Annotated in this window: 27 protein-coding genes; 8 read left to right on the top strand and 19 right to left on the bottom strand. The window is 62.2% G+C overall.

Annotated features, from left to right (window positions below; all coding sequences use genetic code 11):
• Nucleotides 1-18 precede the first annotated feature (18 nt).
• Nucleotides 19-1,539: an ATP-binding protein gene (locus EN804_RS00850; protein ID WP_127872463.1), complete on the bottom strand. Its 1,521-nt coding sequence runs from the start codon at nt 1,537-1,539 to the stop codon at nt 19-21.
• Between the two features lie 76 nt (nt 1,540-1,615).
• Here EN804_RS00850 and EN804_RS00855 point away from each other — a divergent pair, with 76 nt between their 5' ends.
• From EN804_RS00855 to EN804_RS00870, 4 genes are all read left to right on the top strand, one after another.
• Nucleotides 1,616-2,239 carry a thermonuclease family protein gene (locus EN804_RS00855; RefSeq protein ID WP_135918487.1) on the top strand — a complete coding sequence of 208 codons (624 nt, stop codon included), beginning with the start codon at nt 1,616-1,618 and terminating at the stop codon, nt 2,237-2,239.
• A gap of 32 nt (nt 2,240-2,271) precedes the next feature.
• On the top strand, nt 2,272-2,883 hold the full coding sequence (locus EN804_RS00860) for a glutathione S-transferase (RefSeq protein WP_127277776.1): 612 nt from the start codon (nt 2,272-2,274) through the stop codon (nt 2,881-2,883).
• Nucleotides 2,823-3,497 (top strand): uracil-DNA glycosylase family protein, encoded by a 675-nt coding sequence (locus tag EN804_RS00865; RefSeq protein ID WP_135918488.1) that lies wholly within the window; start codon nt 2,823-2,825, stop codon nt 3,495-3,497. Before EN804_RS00860 ends, EN804_RS00865 begins: the two co-directional genes overlap by 61 nt.
• A 108-nt stretch (nt 3,498-3,605) precedes the next feature.
• On the top strand, nt 3,606-4,097 hold the full coding sequence (locus EN804_RS00870) for an Lrp/AsnC family transcriptional regulator (RefSeq protein ID WP_006205209.1): 492 nt from the start codon (nt 3,606-3,608) through the stop codon (nt 4,095-4,097).
• A gap of 9 nt (nt 4,098-4,106) precedes the next feature.
• On the opposite strand, the gene EN804_RS00875 is transcribed toward EN804_RS00870, so the two are convergent.
• The 15 genes from EN804_RS00875 to moaA all read right to left on the bottom strand — a co-directional run bounded on the left by EN804_RS00875 (nt 4,107) and on the right by moaA (nt 14,503).
• The gene (locus tag EN804_RS00875) at nt 4,107-4,670 is read right to left on the bottom strand and encodes a DUF3299 domain-containing protein (protein ID WP_135918489.1); all 564 of its coding nucleotides are present in this window, start codon (nt 4,668-4,670) and stop codon (nt 4,107-4,109) included.
• Nucleotides 4,671-4,716: 46 nt separating this feature from the next.
• Nucleotides 4,717-5,292, bottom strand: coding sequence for a GNAT family N-acetyltransferase (locus EN804_RS00880; protein WP_135918490.1), 576 nt, complete (start codon nt 5,290-5,292; stop codon nt 4,717-4,719).
• Nucleotides 5,252-5,956: a DNA alkylation repair protein gene (locus EN804_RS00885; RefSeq protein ID WP_135918758.1), complete on the bottom strand. Its 705-nt coding sequence runs from the start codon at nt 5,954-5,956 to the stop codon at nt 5,252-5,254. Before EN804_RS00885 ends, EN804_RS00880 begins: the two co-directional genes overlap by 41 nt.
• Before the next feature lie 6 nt (nt 5,957-5,962).
• Complete coding sequence (locus EN804_RS00890; RefSeq protein WP_135918491.1) at nt 5,963-6,832, bottom strand: NAD(P)-dependent oxidoreductase; 870 nt, start codon at nt 6,830-6,832, stop codon at nt 5,963-5,965.
• Nucleotides 6,833-6,956: 124 nt separating this feature from the next.
• A complete protein-coding gene (locus EN804_RS00895) occupies nt 6,957-7,781 on the bottom strand; it encodes an ABC transporter permease (RefSeq protein WP_135918492.1) in 825 nt (274 codons plus the stop codon).
• Nucleotides 7,778-8,494, bottom strand: a complete 717-nt coding sequence (locus tag EN804_RS00900) for an ABC transporter permease (protein ID WP_127872456.1) — start codon at nt 8,492-8,494, stop codon at nt 7,778-7,780. The genes EN804_RS00895 and EN804_RS00900 overlap by 4 nt, the downstream gene beginning before the upstream one ends.
• A 75-nt stretch (nt 8,495-8,569) precedes the next feature.
• Entirely contained in the window at nt 8,570-9,355 is a 786-nt protein-coding gene (locus tag EN804_RS00905) for an ABC transporter substrate-binding protein (protein ID WP_135918493.1), read from the bottom strand.
• Nucleotides 9,356-9,513: 158 nt separating this feature from the next.
• On the bottom strand, nt 9,514-10,023 hold the full coding sequence (gene mobB / locus EN804_RS00910; RefSeq protein WP_127279909.1) for a molybdopterin-guanine dinucleotide biosynthesis protein B: 510 nt from the start codon (nt 10,021-10,023) through the stop codon (nt 9,514-9,516).
• A complete protein-coding gene (gene mobA / locus EN804_RS00915; RefSeq protein ID WP_135918494.1) occupies nt 10,020-10,652 on the bottom strand; it encodes a molybdenum cofactor guanylyltransferase MobA in 633 nt (210 codons plus the stop codon). Before mobA ends, mobB begins: the two co-directional genes overlap by 4 nt.
• Nucleotides 10,653-10,749: 97 nt before the next feature.
• Nucleotides 10,750-11,217: a hypothetical protein gene (locus EN804_RS00920; RefSeq protein WP_135918495.1), complete on the bottom strand. Its 468-nt coding sequence runs from the start codon at nt 11,215-11,217 to the stop codon at nt 10,750-10,752.
• Nucleotides 11,218-11,384: 167 nt separating this feature from the next.
• Entirely contained in the window at nt 11,385-12,305 is a 921-nt protein-coding gene (locus tag EN804_RS00925) for a DMT family transporter (protein ID WP_135864790.1), read from the bottom strand.
• Between the two features lie 179 nt (nt 12,306-12,484).
• Complete coding sequence (locus tag EN804_RS00930; protein ID WP_127279947.1) at nt 12,485-12,844, bottom strand: hypothetical protein; 360 nt, start codon at nt 12,842-12,844, stop codon at nt 12,485-12,487.
• A 138-nt stretch (nt 12,845-12,982) separates the two neighbouring features.
• Entirely contained in the window at nt 12,983-13,129 is a 147-nt protein-coding gene (locus EN804_RS37845) for a hypothetical protein (protein ID WP_246693334.1), read from the bottom strand.
• On the bottom strand, nt 13,126-13,416 hold the full coding sequence (locus tag EN804_RS37850) for a hypothetical protein (RefSeq protein WP_246693335.1): 291 nt from the start codon (nt 13,414-13,416) through the stop codon (nt 13,126-13,128). Before EN804_RS37850 ends, EN804_RS37845 begins: the two co-directional genes overlap by 4 nt.
• Before the next feature lie 91 nt (nt 13,417-13,507).
• Nucleotides 13,508-14,503, bottom strand: a complete 996-nt coding sequence (gene moaA / locus EN804_RS00940) for a GTP 3',8-cyclase MoaA (protein ID WP_127279945.1) — start codon at nt 14,501-14,503, stop codon at nt 13,508-13,510.
• A 192-nt stretch (nt 14,504-14,695) separates the two neighbouring features.
• Between moaA and EN804_RS00945 the strand changes: the two genes are divergently transcribed.
• Both EN804_RS00945 and EN804_RS00950 read left to right on the top strand, forming a co-directional pair.
• A complete protein-coding gene (locus EN804_RS00945) occupies nt 14,696-15,049 on the top strand; it encodes a DUF971 domain-containing protein (RefSeq protein WP_135915939.1) in 354 nt (117 codons plus the stop codon).
• A 63-nt stretch (nt 15,050-15,112) separates the two neighbouring features.
• Nucleotides 15,113-15,724 carry a pyridoxamine 5'-phosphate oxidase family protein gene (locus tag EN804_RS00950; protein ID WP_127279943.1) on the top strand — a complete coding sequence of 204 codons (612 nt, stop codon included), beginning with the start codon at nt 15,113-15,115 and terminating at the stop codon, nt 15,722-15,724.
• 23 nt (nt 15,725-15,747) lie between these two features.
• Here the strand turns inward: EN804_RS00950 and EN804_RS00955 are convergent, their stop codons facing one another.
• Nucleotides 15,748-16,200 carry a MarR family transcriptional regulator gene (locus EN804_RS00955; protein ID WP_127279942.1) on the bottom strand — a complete coding sequence of 151 codons (453 nt, stop codon included), beginning with the start codon at nt 16,198-16,200 and terminating at the stop codon, nt 15,748-15,750.
• Nucleotides 16,201-16,247: 47 nt separating this feature from the next.
• Here EN804_RS00955 and EN804_RS00960 point away from each other — a divergent pair, with 47 nt between their 5' ends.
• Entirely contained in the window at nt 16,248-17,159 is a 912-nt protein-coding gene (locus tag EN804_RS00960) for an alpha/beta fold hydrolase (protein ID WP_127872448.1), read from the top strand.
• A gap of 7 nt (nt 17,160-17,166) precedes the next feature.
• Here the strand turns inward: EN804_RS00960 and EN804_RS00965 are convergent, their stop codons facing one another.
• A complete protein-coding gene (locus EN804_RS00965; RefSeq protein ID WP_135864795.1) occupies nt 17,167-17,565 on the bottom strand; it encodes a rhodanese-like domain-containing protein in 399 nt (132 codons plus the stop codon).
• A 59-nt stretch (nt 17,566-17,624) separates the two neighbouring features.
• Nucleotides 17,625-18,239 (bottom strand): TetR/AcrR family transcriptional regulator, encoded by a 615-nt coding sequence (locus EN804_RS00970; protein WP_135864798.1) that lies wholly within the window; start codon nt 18,237-18,239, stop codon nt 17,625-17,627.
• Nucleotides 18,240-18,339: 100 nt separating this feature from the next.
• Here EN804_RS00970 and EN804_RS00975 point away from each other — a divergent pair, with 100 nt between their 5' ends.
• Nucleotides 18,340-19,086, top strand: coding sequence for a 3-oxoacyl-ACP reductase family protein (locus EN804_RS00975; RefSeq protein ID WP_127872445.1), 747 nt, complete (start codon nt 18,340-18,342; stop codon nt 19,084-19,086).
• The last annotated feature ends 64 nt before the right edge of the window (nt 19,087-19,150 follow it).

The raw sequence follows: 19,150 nt of genomic DNA on the forward strand, positions 1-19,150 counted from the left end.
CGCAGCTTTGCAGGGGTACTACCGCCGCCGCGCGGCCACCGCCGCGGTCGGCAGCGCCGGCAGTTCCTCCATCACCCGGCTTAGCGGGAAGATGGCGATCGCTTCTGTGCCCTCGCGCAGCTTGGAGTGAAGCTCGAACTCGCCGCCATGCATGGCGAGCAGCCCTTGCACGATCGGCAGGCCAAGCCCGGTGCCTTGCTCGGCGCTCTTGATGGCGATCGAACCCTGGCCGAAGGCTGAAAGCACGACCGGAATCTCGTCCTCGGGAATGCCGGGGCCGTTGTCCTTGATCGAAATGTATTGGCCGCCGCCCGCCGTCCAGCCGACCCGCACGCGGATCTCGCCGCCGGTGGCGGTGAATTTGATGGCGTTGGACAGAAGGTTGAGCGCGATCTGGCGCACGGCGCGCTCGTCGGCGAACAGGCGCGGCAATGTCTGTTCGAAATCCTGGACGACGCGGATGTCCTTGTTGCGCGCCTTCAGCTCCATCATGTGGCAGCAATCCTCGACGATGTTGAGCAACATCACCGGCTCCTCGTTGAGCTGGTAGCGGCCGGCCTCGATGCGCGACAGGTCGAGGATCTCGTTGATCAGGTCAAGCAGGTGCTGGCCTGAATCATGCACGTCATGGGCGTAGTCGCGATAGGTGGGATTGCTCATCGGCCCCAGCACCTCGTTCGCCATCACCTCGGAAAAACCGAGAATGGCGTTGAGCGGCGTGCGCAATTCATGGCTCATCGAAGCGAGGAAACGCGATTTTGCAAGGTTGGCGTCCTCGGCCCGCCGCCGCGCTTCGTCCGACATCGATTTCGCCGTCTCCACCTCGGCGATCAGCGCGTCCTTTTCGGAGCGGAACGACAAGAGCAGCAGGGAGAAGCGATTGAGGTGACTGGCGATATAGGTGAAGAAAGGCAGCGACAGGACAAGCAGCCCGGCCATGATCGCCTCGACCGGCATCCACGATTTGGCCGCGGCATAGGCGTAGAGCGCCACCGGAACCGCGAAGGTCGCCAGCAGCGCTCCGCTCAGGGATGAGGCCATCAGTGCGGTCCCTGCCATGGCAAACAACAGCACCACCGCCTTGATCACCTGGAACTGGTCGACCTCGCAGGCGCCGCAGCCCAGCCAGACGAACCAGGCCCAGCCCAGACCGCAAAGGAAATGGCCGACCAGCAATTCCCTTCGCGTTTGCAATGAGTTGAGCTCGGAAGCTTCCGTACGCTCGATGCGCCGCGCCATGAAGACGACTGTCGTATAGCAGGTGAGCGTAAACAACGCCCAGAGCCCGATCTCATTGCCGATGCCCGCCAGACGGCCGGCCGCGGCGATCGCCAGGACGAGCAACGGGATGACCACGGCGCCGCTTGTCATGGCTCGGGCGTGCAGCTTCAGCAGTTCACGGTCGAAATCGGGATTGCCGGCCTGCTGCGAAAGACGGTCGCGCGTCTTGCGCACCGCGCGCGCGACATCGCTGTTGCGATGCCGTTTCCTGCGGTCCACTATGAACTTGTCCGCTGTGTTCGAGCGTTGCAAGGGCATCAAGAGCTTCAATTTATGCGCGCAGCGATTTCAAGGTGTTAAGCTACGTTCGAATGATTAACCAACCGTTTGCCATATGAGCCGTTCCTGGTCGACAAGGTCGCGCCCGCGGTACGAGGCGCCGCGCCCGACAAGCCCGTGGCGCAAGCTGCTGGACTACGGGCTGGCCGTCATCATTCTGGGGCTGCTGATCCTGCTTGCGGCGCGTCTCGATCGAGTGGAGACGCGCAAGACGCAGGGTGGCGCCATCATCAATGACGGCGACTCGATCACGCTCGGCACCGAGCGCATCCGCATGCGCGGCATCGACGCCCCGGAATACACCCAGACCTGCCGCAAGAACGGCGCCGATTATGCCTGTGGCACGCTGGCGCGCCAATCACTGGTGCGTCTGATCGGCGGCAGGCCGGTCACCTGCAGCGGCTGGCAGCGCGATCGCTATGGCCGGTTGCTCGGCGACTGCAAGGCAGGCGCCACCGACCTCAACCGTGCCCAGGTCGAAGCGGGCTGGGCCGTCGCCTATGGAGACTTCGAAGGCGTGGAAGCGACCGCCCGCGCGGTAAAAGTCGGTATCTGGGCGGGCACGTTCGACCAGCCGCAGGACTGGCGCGACAGCCACCACGGCGATGTCGTGGAGCGAAAACATGGCACGCTGGCGTCGATCGGCGACGCGGCGCGCGAGATATTTCGCTTCTGGTGAAGCGCGTCTGCGGAAAGAAAAGGAGAATCGAAATGAAGCTGTTCGACGGCGGTCGTGCGCCCAACCCACGCCGGGTTCGCGTTTTCCTCGCCGAAAAAGGGATCACGGTTCCGTTGGTGCCCGTCGACATGGGCGCGCTGGAACACAAGCAGCAGTCGGTCAGTTCGCGCAATCCGCTGCGGCGCCTGCCGGTTCTGGAGCTCGATGACGGCACCATCCTCACCGAATCCGTCGCAATCTGCCGCTATTTCGAGGAGCTTTACCCCGAGCCGGCATTGTTCGGGCGCGGCTCGCTTGGCAAGGCACAGGTCGAGATGTGGCAGAGGCGGATGGAGTTCAACCTGCTCAGCAGCGTCGCGCAGGCTTTCCGCCACATCCATCCGGCCATGAAGGAATGGGAAATCCCGCAGATTCCCGAATGGGGCGAGGCCAACAAGCCGAAGGCGGTGGAGTTTCTCAGGCTGCTGGACGCTGAACTCGGCAACCGTGAATTCGCCGCCGGCGACAGCTATTCGATCGCTGACATCACCGGCCTGATCGCGATCGATTTCATGAAGCCGGCACGCATCAAGGTGCCGGAGGAATGCACCAATGTGCTGCGTTGGCATCAGGCTGTCTCGAGCCGGCCGAGTGCCGCCGCTTGAGCGTCGAACTCGACAGGCTCGCCGCGACGGTCCGCGCTTGCCGCATCTGCGTCGACAATCCCGTCGGCAAACCGCTGCCGCATGAGCCGCGTCCGGTGCTGCGACCCTCGTCCAGCGCCCGCATCCTGATCGCCAGCCAGGCTCCGGGGACCAAGGTGCATCTGTCGGGCATGCCATTCACCGACGCTTCCGGCGACCGCCTGCGCAACTGGCTCGATGTGAGCAGCGACGAATTCTACGACATCGAGAAATTCGCCATCGTGCCGATGGGCTTCTGCTTTCCCGGACAAGACTCCAAGGGCGGCGATCTGCCGCCGAGGCGTGAGTGCGCTCCGACCTGGCGCTCGCCCTTGATGGCGCTGATGCCGCGGATCGATCTGGTGCTGACGATCGGCATCTATGCGCAGACCTGGCACATGGGCGCGGCGCGCCGCCCCTCGCTGACGGAAACGGTGATGAACTGGCGCGCCATCTGGGAGAATTCTGTCGGCCCCAAAGTGCTGCCGCTGCCGCATCCGTCCTGGCGCAACACTGGCTGGTTGAAGCAGAATCCGTGGTTTGAAATGGATTTGCTGCCTTTCCTGCGGTCGGAAATCCGCTATCGCCTCGGCTAGGCATTAAGCAAGAAATCACTCGCTTTTGACGCGAGTGGCAGAATTTCTTTCTTGTGAATGGCCTAAACAAAAGGGAATATAGCGAAACCATTCCACCAGGAGCTTCCGATGGATCGCCTTGACCGAAAAATTCTCCGCCTCCTGCAGGAGGACGCGACGCTTGCGGTCGCCGACGTCGCCAAGAAGGTCGGCCTGTCGACCACACCGTGCTGGCGGCGCATCCAGAAGCTCGAGGAAGAGGGCGTCATCAAGCGGCGCGTCGCCATTCTCGACCACGAAAAGGTCAATGTGCGGGTCACGGTCTTCGTGTCGATCCGCACCAATTCGCACAGCCATGAATGGCTGCGCCGGTTTTCCGAGGTCATCCAGGAATTTCCCGAGGTGGTCGAATTCTATCGCATGAGCGGCGACGTCGATTATCTCTTGCGCGTCGTGGTGCCCGACATCGCCGCCTACGACGCCTTCTACAAACGGCTGATCGCCAAGATCGAGATCCGGGACGTGTCGTCGTCCTTCGCCATGGAGCAGATCAAGTACACGACCGAAATCCCGCTCGACTACATGGTGCTGGACAAGGAGTCGGGCGCGAACGCGGCCTGATCGCGCCGTTCAATTCTTCTTCTTGTTGAGGAAACTCCAGGGCGAGTTCACCGGCAATATGACGGAGTCCGGAACCGTGTCGACGCCCACGACATCGGCTTTGCGTACGGTATAGCCGGACTGGATGACGCTGACGCCGTCGAGAATGAACAACTGGCTTTTCTCCATGTCCGGCTTCAAGTCACCGGTCACGGCGACAGGCTGGTAGGTTTGCGACATCTTGTAGGGACGGGCAGGCGTGACCAGCACGATCTGGTTGGGAGGAGGCGTCGGCATATGGCTGCACGCGCCGGTCCAAGGCACCAGCAGGAACTGATAAACGAGATCGCCGTCGCGATCGACCGGCAATGCATAGCCGGCTAATTGTATCGTTTTGTCCTGCAGGGCGACCGACAGCGTCTCGCCGTGATCCGGCAGTTTCGCCGCGATCATCGGCAGGCCGGCGTCTTCGGCGACCGCCTGGGTGACCGGGCGCAAATCCTTCCAGAGGATGTGCGTGGTCTCGGCCGAGGCGCCGGCGGTGGAGCGGGCAAGCGCGGCCGCAAGCGCTATGATCGACTTGAAATGGTTCATGGCCGCATCCCTTTGCGGGCAAGTAAAGACACTGCTGTTGGCGGCGTCAATGCTCGAGCCGCATCACATGGCGGCGAGAACCGGCCATGCCGGTCTCGTGGAAACCGCGGCTGGCAAACATGTCGTGAAAGCCCATGAAACGGTAGCTCGGCGAGGCCTCGTCTACCGGATAGGCTTCTATGATGCGCGCACCATTGGCGAAGGCATGGTCAATGGCAGCATCGAGCAATGCCGTAGCAAGGCCACCGCCGCGCAAGGCCCTTGGCACATAGAAGCAGACGATCGACCACACACCTGTCTCGCCGTCGTCCTGCTGTTTCGATAGCTTACGATAGGTCTCTCGCGGCGCGACCGAGCACCAGGCTACGGCCTTGCCGCCGATATGGGCGAGGATGCCGACCGGCGTGCCAGCATCGATGAGCGCCATCATCTGGCGTTTCTTCTCGTCGGTCTGGGCGGGCTCGGGGCTGTGGCGCCAAGCCATGCACCAGCAATATTTTGGCGCACCCGGCTGCTCGAACAACGTTTCGAAGCTGGCGCGTGTTGCCCGTGTCACCTCGGTGAAAAGGATATCGGCGCCGTCAAACTTTCCTGGCGGCGAGGCGTTCAAGCGTTTTGGCATCCGACAGTTCATTGGCGGCGTCCTTGCCGATCCAGCGGGCGGTCTTGTCCAGGGAGGTCGCAAGTTTCCGAGCCAGGGCAAGGGCGGGGGCATGCAGGCCCATCGATCGCTTGCCGATCTGCCGCAGCGCCCAATTGACCGCTTTGCGGACGAAGTTTCGCTCATCGCCGGCATAGGATTCGATCAATGGCAGGTAAGGCAGGAACGTCGCGTCCGATTCCTTCTTCAGATGCACGGCTGCCCATGCCAGCATGGCGAAGGCTGTACGGCGGACGAATTCGCGCTCGTCGGCGGCGAACTCTTCGACCAGCTGGCGCCAGAACGGGGTGTCCACGAACAGGTCGGAGACGGTGTCGACGATCTCCCATGAGTCGAAATCGCCGGCCCAGCGGCGGCACTCTTCGATGGCGATCTTTTTCGGCTCGCCGGTGAAGGCCGCCATCAGCCGCGCCTCGCGAATGCCTGTGTCCCATAGCGCGAGGGACCGTTCATAGTTGCGCTTCACCTTGCGCGCCAAGGGCCGCAAGTCCGCATTGCCGATGCCGAGCGCGGTCGCGTTGTTGATGCCGAACCGCGCCATGCCGGCGCGGTTTTTCTCTGTGCCAATCGAACGCAGATGAGCGACGATGTCCTGCGCGGTCCAGCCTGGAGCGGGCAGGGGCATCGTCACCTACCTCTCCAGCCGCGCCAGCAGCGAGGACGTGTCCCAGCGCTTGCCGCCCATCGCCTGCACATCCTTGTAGAACTGGTCGACAAGCGCTGTCACCGGCAGCCTGGCGCCGTTGCGGTCGGCCTCCGCTAGGCAGATGCCGAGGTCCTTGCGCATCCAGTCGACGGCGAAACCGAAATCATATTTGCCGGCATTCATGGTCTTGTGCCGGTTTTCCATCTGCCAGGAGCCGGCCGCCCCCTTGGAAATCACCTCGATCACCTTTTCGATGTCGAGCCCGGCCTTCTTGCCGAAATGGATGCCTTCCGACAGGCCCTGCACCAGTCCGGCGATGCAGATCTGATTGATCATCTTGGTGAGCTGGCCGGCACCCGCCGACCCCATCAGCCCGACCATGCGGGCAAAGGCGTCGATGACCGGCCTGGCCCTGTCGAACGCAGCCTCATCGCCGCCGACCATCACGGTCAGCACGCCATTCTCGGCGCCGGCCTGGCCACCGGAGACCGGCGCGTCGAGGAATGAGAACCCGCTCGCCTGCGCGGCTTCCGCCAGTTCGCGCGCGACTTCCGCCGAAGCCGTGGTGTTGTCGATAAAGACCGAGCCTTTCTTCATCGCCTTGAAGGCGCCTCCAGGCCCTGTGGTCACCGAACGCAAATCGTCGTCATTGCCGACGCAGGAAAAGACGAAATCCTTGCCCTCGGCGGCCTGCGCAGGCGTCGCGGCAAGGTTGCCGCCATGTTGAGCGACCCATTGTTCGGCTTTGGCTTGGGTGCGGTTGTAGACGGTAACGTCGTGGCCGCCCTTGTTCTTCAGGTGTCCGGCCATGGGATAGCCCATGACGCCAAGACCGAGAAATGCCACCGATGCCATGCCTTGTCCTTCCGGAGAAACAGAGATTTCAGTTGCGGAAGCTCTAGGCCATGCGACGAATTCGTCAAGGCGCGCACCGTCGCATCGACTGGCACAGGTCGATCAGGAACGGTTCGGCGATGCGTCAGCGATGCAGATGGATGGTGATCCGGCGCTCGATCCATTCGACGCCATGGCGCAGGATCTCGACCATCACCAGATAGACGATGGCGACCCAGACATAGGCCTGGAAGTCGAAGGATTTGGCGTAGGCGAGCTTTGCATTGCCCATGAGATCATAGACCGTGATGATGGCGACGATGGCCGAGGCCTTGATCATCAGAACCAGTTCATTGCCATAGGGCCGCAACGCCACGATGAACGCCTGCGGCAGGACAACCTTGCGCAGCGTCTGCAGCTTGTGCAGGCCGAGCGAAGCAGCTCCTTCCCATTGGCCCCTGGGCACGCTTTCGATGGCGCCGCGCAGGATCTCGGCCTGGTAGGCCGCGGTGTTGAGCGCGAAGGCGAAGACGCCGCAGTTGAAGGCCTCGCGGAAGAACCACCACAGCCCGACGGATTCAAGCTGCAGCCGGAAAGAGCCCAAGCCATAGTAGACGAGGTAGACCTGGACCAGCAGTGGCGTGCCGCGGAAGAAATAGACGTAGCAGTAGGCAAGGCCGGACAGGAAACGGCTCTTCGACATGCGGCCATAGGTGACGGGCAACGAAAAGATCGCGCCGACCACCATCGAAATCGCCACGAGCGACAACGTCGTCCAGAGGCCCTGCAGATAGGCTGGCGCGTATCTAGCAAAGAACTCACCATTCCAAGCGTAGATGAGATAGGCGAGGATACCGAGGCCGAAGAGAATCCACAGGCCGACGAGCGCGTACCCGACGATACGGGTGCGCGGCCAGCCGCGTGCCCGCGGCGGCGGCCGGTCGACGGAGATGGCTTGGCTGACGCTCATCGTGCCTCCCTCCGTCCCAGCGAGCGCAAGATGAACCCGGTCGCGATCGATGACAGGATCGCCAGAGCGAGGAAAACCAGCGCGGCCACGCTGTAGAACAGGAAGGCGTGTTTCGTGACACGCGCCGCCACGCCGGCGTTGCGCAAGGTTTCGGCGAGGTTGACGACAGAGACCAGTGCGGTGTCCTTGAGCAGGCTGAGCCAGCAATTCTCGAGGCCGGGAAAGGCGATGCGCAGCAGCTGAGGCAGGATCACCTTGCGCATGGTCAGCCATGTCGACAGGCCGATCGCGTAGCCGCCCTCATACTGGCCCTTGGGAATGGCGCGAAAGGCGGAAAGAAACACCTCGCTGGCATAGGAGGAAAAGATCAGCGACAGCACGATCATGCCGGCGATGAAGCTGTCGACGTCGATCGTCGCCTCGGGCTTGAAGAGGCGGATGACGTATTGAAGCAGGATGGGCATGCCGAAGAAGAACAGGAACAGCGTCACCAGTTCCGGCAGGCCGCGAAACACGGTGGTGTAGATGTTGGCGGCCACCCGCAGCGACGGTTCTTCGGATTGCTTGGCCCAGGCTACGAAAAAGCCGATCGTCAGGCCGATTGGCAGCGTGGCAAGGGCAAGCGCGATGGTGACCAACGCGCCATAGGCTATATCGTCACTCCAGCCCTCGGGTCCCCAACTCAGCAGTGTCCATATGCTTTGGGCTGGCATTGACTGGTCTTACCCCACGGCGCTCCCGAGATGAACAAGGCGGCAGGGGACCCCTGCCGCCTTGGCAACAGACTATCAGGACTCGGCGCCGTAGACGTCGAACTTGAAGTACTTGTCGTTGATTTCCTTATATTTTCCGTTGGCGCGGATGGCGTCTATGGCGGAATTCAGCTTGTTGACCAAGTCGGTATCGCCCTTGCGAACGGCGATGCCGGCGCCAGGTCCGAAGATTTCGACCGGTTGCGGCGAGGGCTGGCCGAGGATCTTGCAGCAGGCGCCGTCTGGCGAATCAAGCCACTGCTGCAGCACGACGATATCGTCCTCGATGGCGTCGAGACGGCCATTGGCAAGATCTGCCTGCTCCTCGGGGCTGCTCGGATAGCCCTTGACGGTGCTGTCGGTGTAGGTCTTCGAGGCATAGTTGAAATGCGTCGTCGTGGTGGCCACACCGATGTTCTTGCCGGCGAGGTCTTCCTTGGTCACGCCCTTCAGAAGCGAATCCTTCGGCACGGCGATTGCGGACGGCGTATTGTAGTATTTGTGCGAGAAGTCGACCTTCTCCTTCCTCTCCGGCGTGATCGACATCGAGGCGACGATGGCGTCGAACTTGCCGGCCTGAAGTGCGGGAATGATGCCGTCCCAATCCTGGGCCACGAAGGTGCACTTGACCTTCATCTCATCGCAAAGCGCCTTGGCGATGTCGATGTCGAAGCCGACAAGCTGGCCATCGGCGGTGAGGTTGTTGAATGGGGGGTAGGCGCCCTCGGTGCCGATCCTCAGGGTCTTTTCCTGGGCCTGGGCTACGCCGAGCGTCAGCAGCGCAGCCGATGCGGCGAGCGCGATACGCAGTGCAATACGCATGATAGTCCTCTCTTTATGGTCCCGGCCGTCGTTCCGAAACGGCTCTGTGGGGCGGTGCTTTTGACCGCCCGCTGGGCCGATACTCCCACTCTTTCCAAGAAAAAAGCAACTGCAAAACCGCCAAAATCGGCAATGGGCTTCTGCCGTTACGTTACTTCTCAAGCAACGAGGTCGGTCGTTCGCTCGATGAAGTCGGCTATGGATTTCGTGTCGTCGAGGTCGAACACCGGCAAGCTCTGGCCGGTGATGGCGAAATCCGCGGCGATGGCGACAATATTGGGATCACCCGCCGCAAGCGGCGTCCGCTCCTTTGCTTCCAGTCGCCTCGTTTCGATCTTGCGGTGGGGTTCGCGCTTGTAGCCTTCCACCAGCACGATGTCGCATGGGGCGAGCCGCGAGAGGATAGCGTCCAGCGGCGGCTCATCCTCGCCGCGCAACTCGTGCATCAACGCCCAACGATTGCCTGACACGATCGCAACCTCGGTGGCGCCGGCCTGGCGATGGCGGAAGCTGTCCGCGCCTGGCTTGTCGATGTCGAAATCATGGTGGGCGTGTTTGACCGTCGATACCTTCCAGCCGCGCCGCACGAGCTCGGCGACAAGCTTCTCGGTGAGTGTGGTCTTGCCGGAGTTTTTCCAGCCGGTGATGCCGAAGACGCGTCTGTTCATGACGTCATGCTCTGCAACAGGCGTGCGGCCTGGGCAAGATCGTCCGGCACATTGATGTTGAAGAAAGGGTCGATGGATTGCCCGGCGGATTGCAGGATCGGGAATTCGACCTCGACATGGCCGTGCCGTTCGATGAAGGCCGAAACCCGCTTGTTGTGCTCATCGACCAGGAAATGCCGCAAGGCGTCGCGGCATCCGACCGGCCATAGCGCGAAGGTCGGGTGCTGCCTGCCTGCCGAGAAAGCGACCGCGATCGAACCGGGACGTTCACCGGCTGCCGCCGCCAGACGGTCGACGAGATCCAGCGGCAGGAAAGGCGTGTCGCCGGCAGCGGTGACGATCGCCTTGCAAGGCGTGCCGGCAGCGGCCCATTCGAGGCCGGTAAGAATTCCGGCAAGCGGCCCGGCGAAGCCTTCGACGGTATCGGCAAGTACCGGTAGCCCGAACCGGGCGAACCGCGCTGGGTCGCCATTGGCGCTAAGCGCCAGGGTCTCGAACTGCGGGCCAAGCCGCGACAGGATCTGGTCAAGCACACAGCCGTCGCCAAGCGGCAAAAGGCTTTTATCGCCACCGCCCATCCGTCTCGATTGGCCACCCGCCAGAATGATCCCTGCGACATCCCGATTCATTCTGCCCAGCCTGTACGCCAACCCGTGAAATCGCAAGCGACTTCACGGGCGGGTAGTGCATCAGTTTGAAATCCGGCGCTTTACGCGCGCGAGGCCTTCAACCAAGCCAATGATGAGCCAGCCACGCGAGGTACAATCCGGCTATGGCCGCATAGATAAAGCCGACCGGACCTTTGGGCATGGGCTTATGGTGCGCCACGCGGAGCCGTGGCGGCCGAAAATAGGATAACATTTGCCGTTGTGAGACGATTAGCACTTGCTCCAACTCGCGGCGCCCTTCCTCCCTTGCCCGCTTTGAATCCAGGCGCTCCTGAGCGTAGAGTTGTCTCGCATGTTCCGAGGCCGAGAGTGAGTTTTCGTCTAGCCACGCTTTGAACTTGCCGGGTCTTATGAGGACTTTGGCGTGGGTGAAGTCGCGGCGGTGTAGCCGTTCCGCCTTGGAAGCTTCGAAATCGGCGTGCCACTCTTCCCAAGTCGCCCGCATGTCAACGGCACCAGGAAGCTGGCGGATGCGAGGATAATCCTTGGCAGTGTAAGCTGAGATAGCCCTGACTTTGCTGGCCATTGCAGATCTCCCCCTTGTTCCAAGAAGAGGGTGCGACATCCTAGGGCTTGATGTCCAGATGGCGTATCGAGCCGCATCGCCCCGCCAGAGCTAGGGATAACTGCCTTTTTCACACAACATATTCAAGGCCCGCCATTTTCAAACTGATGCATTACCCACGGGCGCGGCTAGATTCCGTCCGGCGCCATGGCCGGCCCAGTGCTTTCGGCGACGATCCTTCGCCGACCGACGATGCGCTCGCGATAAAGCGCATAGAGACCCGAGCCGACGACTATTGCCGCACCGGCGATCATCGGCATGTCCGGCACGTCACCGAAGATGATCAAGCCAAGCAGGATCGACCAGAGGAGCGCGGTGTAGCGGAACGGCGCAATGAAGGAGATCTCGCCCGAACGCATCGCCATGATGATGAATTGATAGCCGATCAGCACCAGCACCGCGGCCAATGCCAGCAGCGCCGTGCCTTTGCCGGTCATCGGGGTCCAGCCACCCATCGGCGTCAACAGGAAGGCGCCGACGACGGTCATGGCAAGCGCTGTGGCGGTCGAGACCAGCATCGTCGGGATGGCCTGGGGGATGCGTTTGGTGGCGAGGTCCCGCACCGTGCAGCACGCGACGGATGCCAGCGCCACCAGCGAGTAAACGCTGAAGCCCTCGAAACCCGGCCGCACGATGATCATGACCCCGGCAAAACCGATAGCGATCGCCAGCCAGCGCCGCCAGCCGACCGTTTCGCCGAAAAACAGCGCCGCGCCCATCGTCACCGCCAGGGGCAGCGCTTGCAAGACGGCCGAAACACTGCCAATCGGCAAATGCGCGAGCGCAACCAGGAAGGACACGGTAGCGCCCGCTTCACTCAGCACACGGATCGCCACCAGTGGCTGCAGCATCAGGCGAGGCTGGAAAAGCGCGCCACGTTGCCAGGCCAGCAGGCCGACGAAGAGCGAGGCGAACGCCCCTCTGATCAGCATGACCTGCGCCATGTTCATCGACTGTGAAGAGTATTTGGTAATGGCGTCGTTGAGCGTGAAGCCAACCATCGCCACCACCATGAACAACGCGCCGCGAAGATTTGGGGAAAGGGGCAAGACACCTACCGATTGCCTGAGCAAGCAAGCCTGTAACAGCCCGCCACGAAACAGCAATGGCAAAGGGCTGGGCCAGCACCGGATACCCATCGTCGCCGGCGTGAAATCATCCCGGATCAGGCACGAATTCGGTCGGAAGGCGGCGTCGTCTCCCGACACTTGTACAGCCGAGGCGACGTCTATTTCTTCGGCGTCAGCACCTCGGTGCCGTTGCCGTCCTTGCCGGCGATGGTCCACAGGCCATGCAGCGACCCGTCATCCTCGACCTTGTAGACGACGAGGCCGATATCCTTGCCCATGACGTAGCCGGCGGAGAATGCATTGTCGTTGCGCATGCAGATGCCATCCGAAGACGAGCCGCCCGTCTCCCAATGGATCGCGCAGGTGGTCCCGCTGGTCAGTGTGATGGTGGCTTCGCCATCATAGGCCGAACCGTCGAAATTGGTGCCGGCGACGGTGTAAGTGCCGCCGATCGACTGGGCAGCCGCGGGCAGGGCGGCCAGGCCGAGCAGGGCGAAGGAAAGAAGAAGTTCGCGCATGATGTAATCCCCCGAGAAAGCGAAGAACCGCTACGGAACGGAGGCTAGGCGGGAAACCGTCACCAGTAAATCAGACGGATATTTGCGGACAAAGATTTTGTTTGCGGTGTGGCTAAAATGCTGATGGCCGCCTACGGCTCATGGCCCCTTGAGGCTGCCGGCGATGACGCCGACCAACAGGTCATATTTCGATTTCAGCGCCGGCGGATAATCGATCCAGACCGTGCGGATGACGCCATCCCTGCCAAACAGCCGCCGCTCATAAAAGATCTTTCCATCCTTCACGCCCGACAGCACCGCCCAGTCCTTGCTTTGCTGTAGGTGACTTCGTACCCTGGTTCATCGCTCGCCTTTTCGCCGGCAATGAACCCCTTCGGCGTGTCGTCATCGACATTGAATATGCCGGAGCAGGTCAGGCTGGCGCCGTCCGCGCTTAGCCACATCTGGCCGTCGCCATTTTCAGGCTCTGGCTGGCGATCGGTGAAGATATCGCCGGGAAAGGTGCAGACGGTGCCGAAGCGCTCGTTCACATAGGTGGATTGCGCGGCAATAGCGGTGGTCGCCGAGACCACGGCTAGCGATGTCACGATTGAATAGAGCCACCGCATGTCTGACCCGAAGCCGATGATTGCGGGGCAATTCTTGCACAGACAGACGAGAAGGTCAGCCGCCCGTGACACTCATATGGCGTGACACCGAAGGGCGGCTGGTGCGGCGGTCGATGATGAAGTCATGACCTTTCGGCTTGCGGCCGATGGCTTCGTCTATGGCGTCAGCGACAAGTTCGTTGCCTTCGGACGCGCGCAACGGCGCGCGCAGATCGGCCGCATCCTCCTGGCCAAGGCACATATAGAGCGTGCCCGTGCAGGTCAGCCTGACCCGGTTGCAGCTTTCGCAGAAATTATGCGTCATCGGCGTGATGAAGCCGAGTTTTCCGCCGGTCTCGGCGACATGGACATAACGGGCCGGGCCACCGGTCTTGAAGGGGATATCGGTCAGCGTGAACTGGCGCTCAAGCGAAGCGCGCAGCAGCGACAGCGGCAGATACTGGTCGGTGCGGTCGGCGTCGATCTCGCCCATCGGCATGGTCTCGATGACGGTCAGGTCCATGCCGCGGCCATGCGCCCAGCGCATCATCTCGGGCAGTTCGACGTCGTTGAAATCCTTCAACGCCACCGCATTGAGCTTGACTTTCAATCCGGCCGCCTGAGCCGCGTCGATGCCGGCCATGACCTTGCCGAGATTGCCCCAGCGCGTGATGGCGTGGAATTTGTCGGCATCGAGCGTGTCGAGCGAAACGTTGATGCGCTTGACACCACGATCGGCGAGTTCGGCGGCGAAGCGCGAAAGCTGCGAGCCGTTGGTGGTCAGCGTCAGCTCTTCCAGCGCGCCGCTTTCAAGGTGCCGCGAAAGCTGGCGCACCAAGTGCATGATGTTCTTGCGCACCAGCGGCTCACCCCCGGTGAGGCGCAACCGTTTGACTCCCTTTTCGATGAACACGGTGCAGAGCCGGTCGAGTTCTTCCAGCGACAACAGGTCCTTCTTGGGCAGGAAGGCCATATCCTCGGCCATGCAATAGGTGCAGCGGAAATCGCAGCGGTCGGTGACCGACACTCTGAGATAGCTGATCGTGCGACCGAAGGGGTCGATCATGTTCATGTTCGAGCGTTTCCGTGGCCGTTAACGGCGTCGTTATATACAGCTATGTGATACGATCCAGCCCGCCATTCAAGATAGCTTGCCTTGATCTTTGGTAACATTCCCCGACCGACATTGCGTGTCGGACACCGTTGACGCCTTTGCGTACGGAGCGAAGCAGCGTAGGGAAGGGGAATTCAAGCAGGATCGACCATGACGGCGCCGAAAGAACTGAGGGTCTCGAAGGACCGCAAGCTGCTCACCGTGACGTTTCCGGGCCACCAGCCGTTCGAGCTGCCGGCGGAATTGCTGCGCGTGGCGTCGCCTTCCGCGGAAGTGCAGGGTCATTCGCCGGAACAAAGGGTGACGGTTCCCGGCAAACGCAATGTGGCCATCCTGAAGATCGAACCGGTCGGCAATTACGCCGTGCGCATCACCTTCGATGATTTCCATGACACCGGCATCTTCACCTGGAATTACCTGCACACGCTCGGCCACGAGAAGGACGCACGCTGGAGCGTCTATCTCGCGGAACTCGCCGAGAAGGGCCTGAGCCGCGATCGTTAGCCGCCATTGCGTCGTCAAAACGTCACGTGTCGGGCGTAGGGGCGGCGGATCGGGAGACGGAAAATGTCGGTCATCACCACAGTAGAACAACTCGAAGCCCTTTACGGACTGCCCGGCGAAGCCTCCGTGATCAAGGAACTCGACCATGTCATTCCCGAATACGCCGCCTTTATCGAAGCGTCCCCGTTCGTCGCGCTCGCGACCAGCGGTCCGGAAGGGCTGGACTGTTCGCCGCGCGGCGATCTCGCGGGTTTCGTGCGTATCGTCGATGCGAAAACGCTGATGATGCCGGACCGGCGCGGCAACAACCGTGCCGATTCGTTGAAGAACATCATCCGCGACCCGCGCGTCGGCCTGCTGTTCCTGGTGCCGGGCTCCGGTACGACGCTGCGCATCAATGGCCGGGCGCATATCACCACGGATGCGGCGTCGTGCGCGTCGTTCATGGTCGACGGCAAGCCGGCGCGTTCGGTCACGGTGATCGATGTCGATTCGGTCTATTTCCAGTGCGCCCGGGCGATCGTGCGGTCGGAACTGTGGAATCCGGAGAGGCATGTCGATCCGAAATCGCTGCCGACACCCGGAAAGATCCTGGAAATCACCAGCCGCAAGAATATCGACGGCGAAACCTACGACAGGGAATGGCCGGAGCGGGCTAAAAAATCGATGTGGTAGTGAGTTGAGGGCGGAAAGGCCGATCACGCCTCGTTCAGCACGTCATAGATCTTGCGCATCTGCTCGCCGATCATGTCGCATTGTTCCGGCGTCGACTGGCTCATCGCCTTCTCGATCAGCGCCATATGCACTTTCAGCGCCTGCATCAGCAGCGCCTCGCCGCCTTCGGTCAGCGTAAGCCGCAAGATGCGCTTGTCCTTCTCATCGCCTTCCCGCCGCAGTAGGCCACGCGCCTCGAGCTGCGGCAACAGCATGGTGATGTTGGAGCGGCCGACGAGCAGCTTGCGGGCAAGGTCGTGCTGCGACATGCCGGGATGGCGATAGAGGTTCATCAGCACGTCGAGTTGCGCTGGCTTCAGGTCGAGCGGCGCGAGTTTCACCGCCAGCGTGCGCTCCAGCACATGGCACGCGCGCGCCACCGCGACCCAGTTGCGAAAACGCGGGTTGTCCCAGGGTAGCTCTTGTTTATTGTTCATCTTTGAACTATTATGTTCATGCTTGAACGTATGGATGGATTCTGACTATGGCATCATTCGGGCTGAAGGTCATCCGCGGTGTGTTTGGTGCGGCCGAACATGTCGCGCCGCGCATCACCGGACGCGCGGCTTTCGAATTGTTCTGCCGTACGCCAAGCATCAGGACATTGACTGACGGCGAGCGCCGCGCCATCGACCGCGCCGCGGAGTTCATGGCCGAGGCGCGGCATCACCGGCTGAAAACCGCGACCGGCTGCGTCATGGTTCATGAATTTCGTCCCGAGCCCGGCCGCGAGCCTGCCGGCAGCGTCCTTGTCATCCATGGCTGGCGCTCGCGCACCGAATATATGCGCGCCCTGATCGAAGGTTTTCGCGCTGCCGGCTATAGGGTCGTCTCGCTCGACCTTCCCGGTCACGGCCATTCGCAGGGCAGGCACCTGAACATGGTCAACGCCGTCGAAGCCGCCAGAGTGGCCGGCGAATGGTTCGGGCCGTTCGTGGCCGCCGTCGGCCATTCCTTCGGCGGCGCCGTCGCCACCAACGCCGTTGCCGGTTCCGTCAAGGATATCCCGCCGCTGGCGGCCGCACGCCTCGTGCTGATCGCGGCACCGAGCTCGCTGCCGGCAATCTTCGCCGACTTCAGCCGCATGCTTAATGTCGGTCCCCGCTCGCAGATCGCCATGGCCGACCGTGTTGAATATCTCTCTGGCCGGCCATTGCATGAATTCACCGGTGACCGCCAGCTCGCCCAGGCGCCCGTGCCGACGCTGGTCATTCATGCTCCCGATGACCGTGAAGTGCCGGCTGAACACGCACGACGCTATGCTGGCGCAGGCGACCATGTGCGGCTTCACTGGGCCGATGGGCTTGGCCATCGCCGCATTCTGGCCGACAAGGGCGTGGTCGAACGCGCCGTCGGCTTCGTGACCACGCAGCGCGGGGCGTCGCTGGCCCACTGAGCGGCATTCAGGCTTTCTTCTTTTCCCCGGGCTCTACGGGCAATCCGGCTGCCTTCCAGGCCGTGTAGCCGCCGAGAATATGCTTGACCGGCGAAAGCCCCATGTCTTGCGCCGTTTTGGTGGCCAGCGCCGAACGCCAGCCGCCGGCACAGAAGAAGACGAAGCTTTTTCCGGAAGCGAAGAAGGGCTTGTGGTAGGGACTTTCGGGATCGATCCAGAACTCCAGCATGCCACGGGTGACATGCTTGGCTCCGGTTATTCTGCCGTCACGTTCGATCTCTCGAGGGTCGCGGAGATCGACGAAAATGGTGCTTTCGTCTTCAAGCAGTCCTGCCGCTTCCTCGGGCGAAACCACTTCGATCTCGGCGTTGGCCTCATCCAGCAGTTCGCGATACCCTTTTTTCACGTCGTCCCTCCCGGCCGCAGGTTTGCAAGTCGAATTTCGAGCACAACGAACGGTGTTTGTCACGCCTCGGCGGTGTCGGCCATGGTCTTCCAGGCGGCCATTGCCCCGGCCACCGTCGCCAGCAGGGCGGCACGGGAAGCACCGTCGCGCGCCTGGATCGACATGCCGTGCTGGACCGTTGCAAAAAAGGTCGCGGCGGCACGGCAATTGAAGTCGGCAGGCAGTTCACCCTCGGCCACGCCGCGCTCGAGACGCTTCTTCAGGGCGGTTAGATTCTCGGCGCGGCGGCGCCGCAAATCCGCGCAGATCGCGCCCCGGCTCGAATCTTCGTGCAGCGCACCCAGCGCGATCAGGCAGCCCTGCGGGCGATCGGTCTGCGAATAGGCCTTTGCGGTCCGACGCAGGAACCGCTCGATCGCAAGGCGCGCCGTTGGCGCCTCTTCGAGCGCGAGCCAGATATCGGCACCTTCCACGCGGGAATAGAGATCCGTCGCCTCGAGGAACAAGGCTTCCTTGCTGCCGTAGGCGGCATAGAGGCTCGGCGAATTGATGCCCATCGCCGCCGCGAGGTCGCTGATCGACGCGCCTTCATAGCCCTTGGCCCAGAACACATCCATCGCGCGCCGCAGGGCCGCGTTTCGATCGAAGGTGCGGGGACGGCCTCTTTCCGACATGACGTTCATTTCTGTGTTGATCGATACATAAATGAGTTGACGCAATCAGGCAAGGCTGGCAGATATTTATGTATCAATCACTACATAAATGGAGAAACCGATGGCATCCAGGAATTTGAACGGCAAGGCGGCACTCGTCACCGGAGGCAGCCGCGGCATCGGCGCGGCAATCGCGCGAAGGCTCGCGGCGGAGGGGGCCGATGTCGCGCTGACCTATGTGCATGGCGAGGACCAGGCCCGCTCGGTCGTCGCCGAGATAGAGACCAAGGGCGGTCGCGCGATCGCGATCAAGGCCGACAACCGCGACGCCGAAGCCATAGACCAGGCGGTTGCCGATGCGATGACCGCCTTCGGCCGGCTCGACATCCTGGTCAACAGTGCCGGCATCTGGCGCGCCGCACCCATCGATATGCTGTCGCTTGCCGATTTCGACGAAACCATGTCGGTCAATCTGAGGGCGCCGTTCATCGCCTCGAAAGCGGCGGCAAGACACATGGGCGAGGGCGGCAGGATCATCTCGATCGGCAGCAATCTGGCCGAACGGGTCACCGACACCAACCTGGGAGCCTACTCGACCAGCAAGGCGGCGCTGGTCGGCCTGACCAAGGCATTGGCCCGCGACCTCGGGCCACGCGGCATCACCGCCAATGTCGTCCATCCCGGCTCGACGGATACCGACATGAACCCGGCCGACGGCCCGCACGCCGAACATCAGCGAAAGAAGATGGCAACTCCGCGATTCGGCAAGGCGGAGGACATCGCCGGCATGGTTGCCTGGCTCGCAGGTCCAGAGGGCCGTTTCGTCACCGGAGCCGCGCTGACCATCGACGGTGGCGCAAACGCCTGAAGACGCAGGGATCCCCGCGGCCGGGGCGACCCAAAGGTCGCCCCGGCCGTCACGATCTTGTGAA

The sequence above is a fragment of the Mesorhizobium sp. M8A.F.Ca.ET.161.01.1.1 genome (assembly GCF_004792105.1).
GTDB lineage: Bacteria > Pseudomonadota > Alphaproteobacteria > Rhizobiales > Rhizobiaceae > Mesorhizobium.

What these genes read in the sequence shown, in the direction of transcription:
- moaA (WP_127279945.1), bottom strand. Translation starts at nt 14,503, where the DNA reads ATGAACATGATCGACCCCTTCGGTCGCACGATCAGCTATCTCAGAGTG.
- EN804_RS00860 (WP_127277776.1), top strand. Translation starts at nt 2,272, where the DNA reads ATGAAGCTGTTCGACGGCGGTCGTGCGCCCAACCCACGCCGGGTTCGC.
- EN804_RS00930 (WP_127279947.1), bottom strand. Translation starts at nt 12,844, where the DNA reads ATGCGCGAACTTCTTCTTTCCTTCGCCCTGCTCGGCCTGGCCGCCCTG.
- EN804_RS00870 (WP_006205209.1), top strand. Translation starts at nt 3,606, where the DNA reads ATGGATCGCCTTGACCGAAAAATTCTCCGCCTCCTGCAGGAGGACGCG.
- EN804_RS00875 (WP_135918489.1), bottom strand. Translation starts at nt 4,670, where the DNA reads ATGAACCATTTCAAGTCGATCATAGCGCTTGCGGCCGCGCTTGCCCGC.
- EN804_RS00880 (WP_135918490.1), bottom strand. Translation starts at nt 5,292, where the DNA reads ATGCCAAAACGCTTGAACGCCTCGCCGCCAGGAAAGTTTGACGGCGCC.
- EN804_RS00855 (WP_135918487.1), top strand. Translation starts at nt 1,616, where the DNA reads ATGAGCCGTTCCTGGTCGACAAGGTCGCGCCCGCGGTACGAGGCGCCG.
- EN804_RS00945 (WP_135915939.1), top strand. Translation starts at nt 14,696, where the DNA reads ATGACGGCGCCGAAAGAACTGAGGGTCTCGAAGGACCGCAAGCTGCTC.
- EN804_RS00920 (WP_135918495.1), bottom strand. Translation starts at nt 11,217, where the DNA reads ATGGCCAGCAAAGTCAGGGCTATCTCAGCTTACACTGCCAAGGATTAT.
- EN804_RS00950 (WP_127279943.1), top strand. Translation starts at nt 15,113, where the DNA reads ATGTCGGTCATCACCACAGTAGAACAACTCGAAGCCCTTTACGGACTG.
- EN804_RS00960 (WP_127872448.1), top strand. Translation starts at nt 16,248, where the DNA reads ATGGCATCATTCGGGCTGAAGGTCATCCGCGGTGTGTTTGGTGCGGCC.
- EN804_RS00895 (WP_135918492.1), bottom strand. Translation starts at nt 7,781, where the DNA reads ATGAGCGTCAGCCAAGCCATCTCCGTCGACCGGCCGCCGCCGCGGGCA.
- EN804_RS00970 (WP_135864798.1), bottom strand. Translation starts at nt 18,239, where the DNA reads ATGTCGGAAAGAGGCCGTCCCCGCACCTTCGATCGAAACGCGGCCCTG.
- EN804_RS00900 (WP_127872456.1), bottom strand. Translation starts at nt 8,494, where the DNA reads ATGCCAGCCCAAAGCATATGGACACTGCTGAGTTGGGGACCCGAGGGC.
- EN804_RS00885 (WP_135918758.1), bottom strand. Translation starts at nt 5,956, where the DNA reads ATGCCCCTGCCCGCTCCAGGCTGGACCGCGCAGGACATCGTCGCTCAT.
- EN804_RS00975 (WP_127872445.1), top strand. Translation starts at nt 18,340, where the DNA reads ATGGCATCCAGGAATTTGAACGGCAAGGCGGCACTCGTCACCGGAGGC.
- mobA (WP_135918494.1), bottom strand. Translation starts at nt 10,652, where the DNA reads ATGAATCGGGATGTCGCAGGGATCATTCTGGCGGGTGGCCAATCGAGA.
- EN804_RS00905 (WP_135918493.1), bottom strand. Translation starts at nt 9,355, where the DNA reads ATGCGTATTGCACTGCGTATCGCGCTCGCCGCATCGGCTGCGCTGCTG.
- EN804_RS00890 (WP_135918491.1), bottom strand. Translation starts at nt 6,832, where the DNA reads ATGGCATCGGTGGCATTTCTCGGTCTTGGCGTCATGGGCTATCCCATG.
- EN804_RS00955 (WP_127279942.1), bottom strand. Translation starts at nt 16,200, where the DNA reads ATGAACAATAAACAAGAGCTACCCTGGGACAACCCGCGTTTTCGCAAC.
- EN804_RS00865 (WP_135918488.1), top strand. Translation starts at nt 2,823, where the DNA reads ATGCACCAATGTGCTGCGTTGGCATCAGGCTGTCTCGAGCCGGCCGAG.
- mobB (WP_127279909.1), bottom strand. Translation starts at nt 10,023, where the DNA reads ATGAACAGACGCGTCTTCGGCATCACCGGCTGGAAAAACTCCGGCAAG.
- EN804_RS00850 (WP_127872463.1), bottom strand. Translation starts at nt 1,539, where the DNA reads ATGCCCTTGCAACGCTCGAACACAGCGGACAAGTTCATAGTGGACCGC.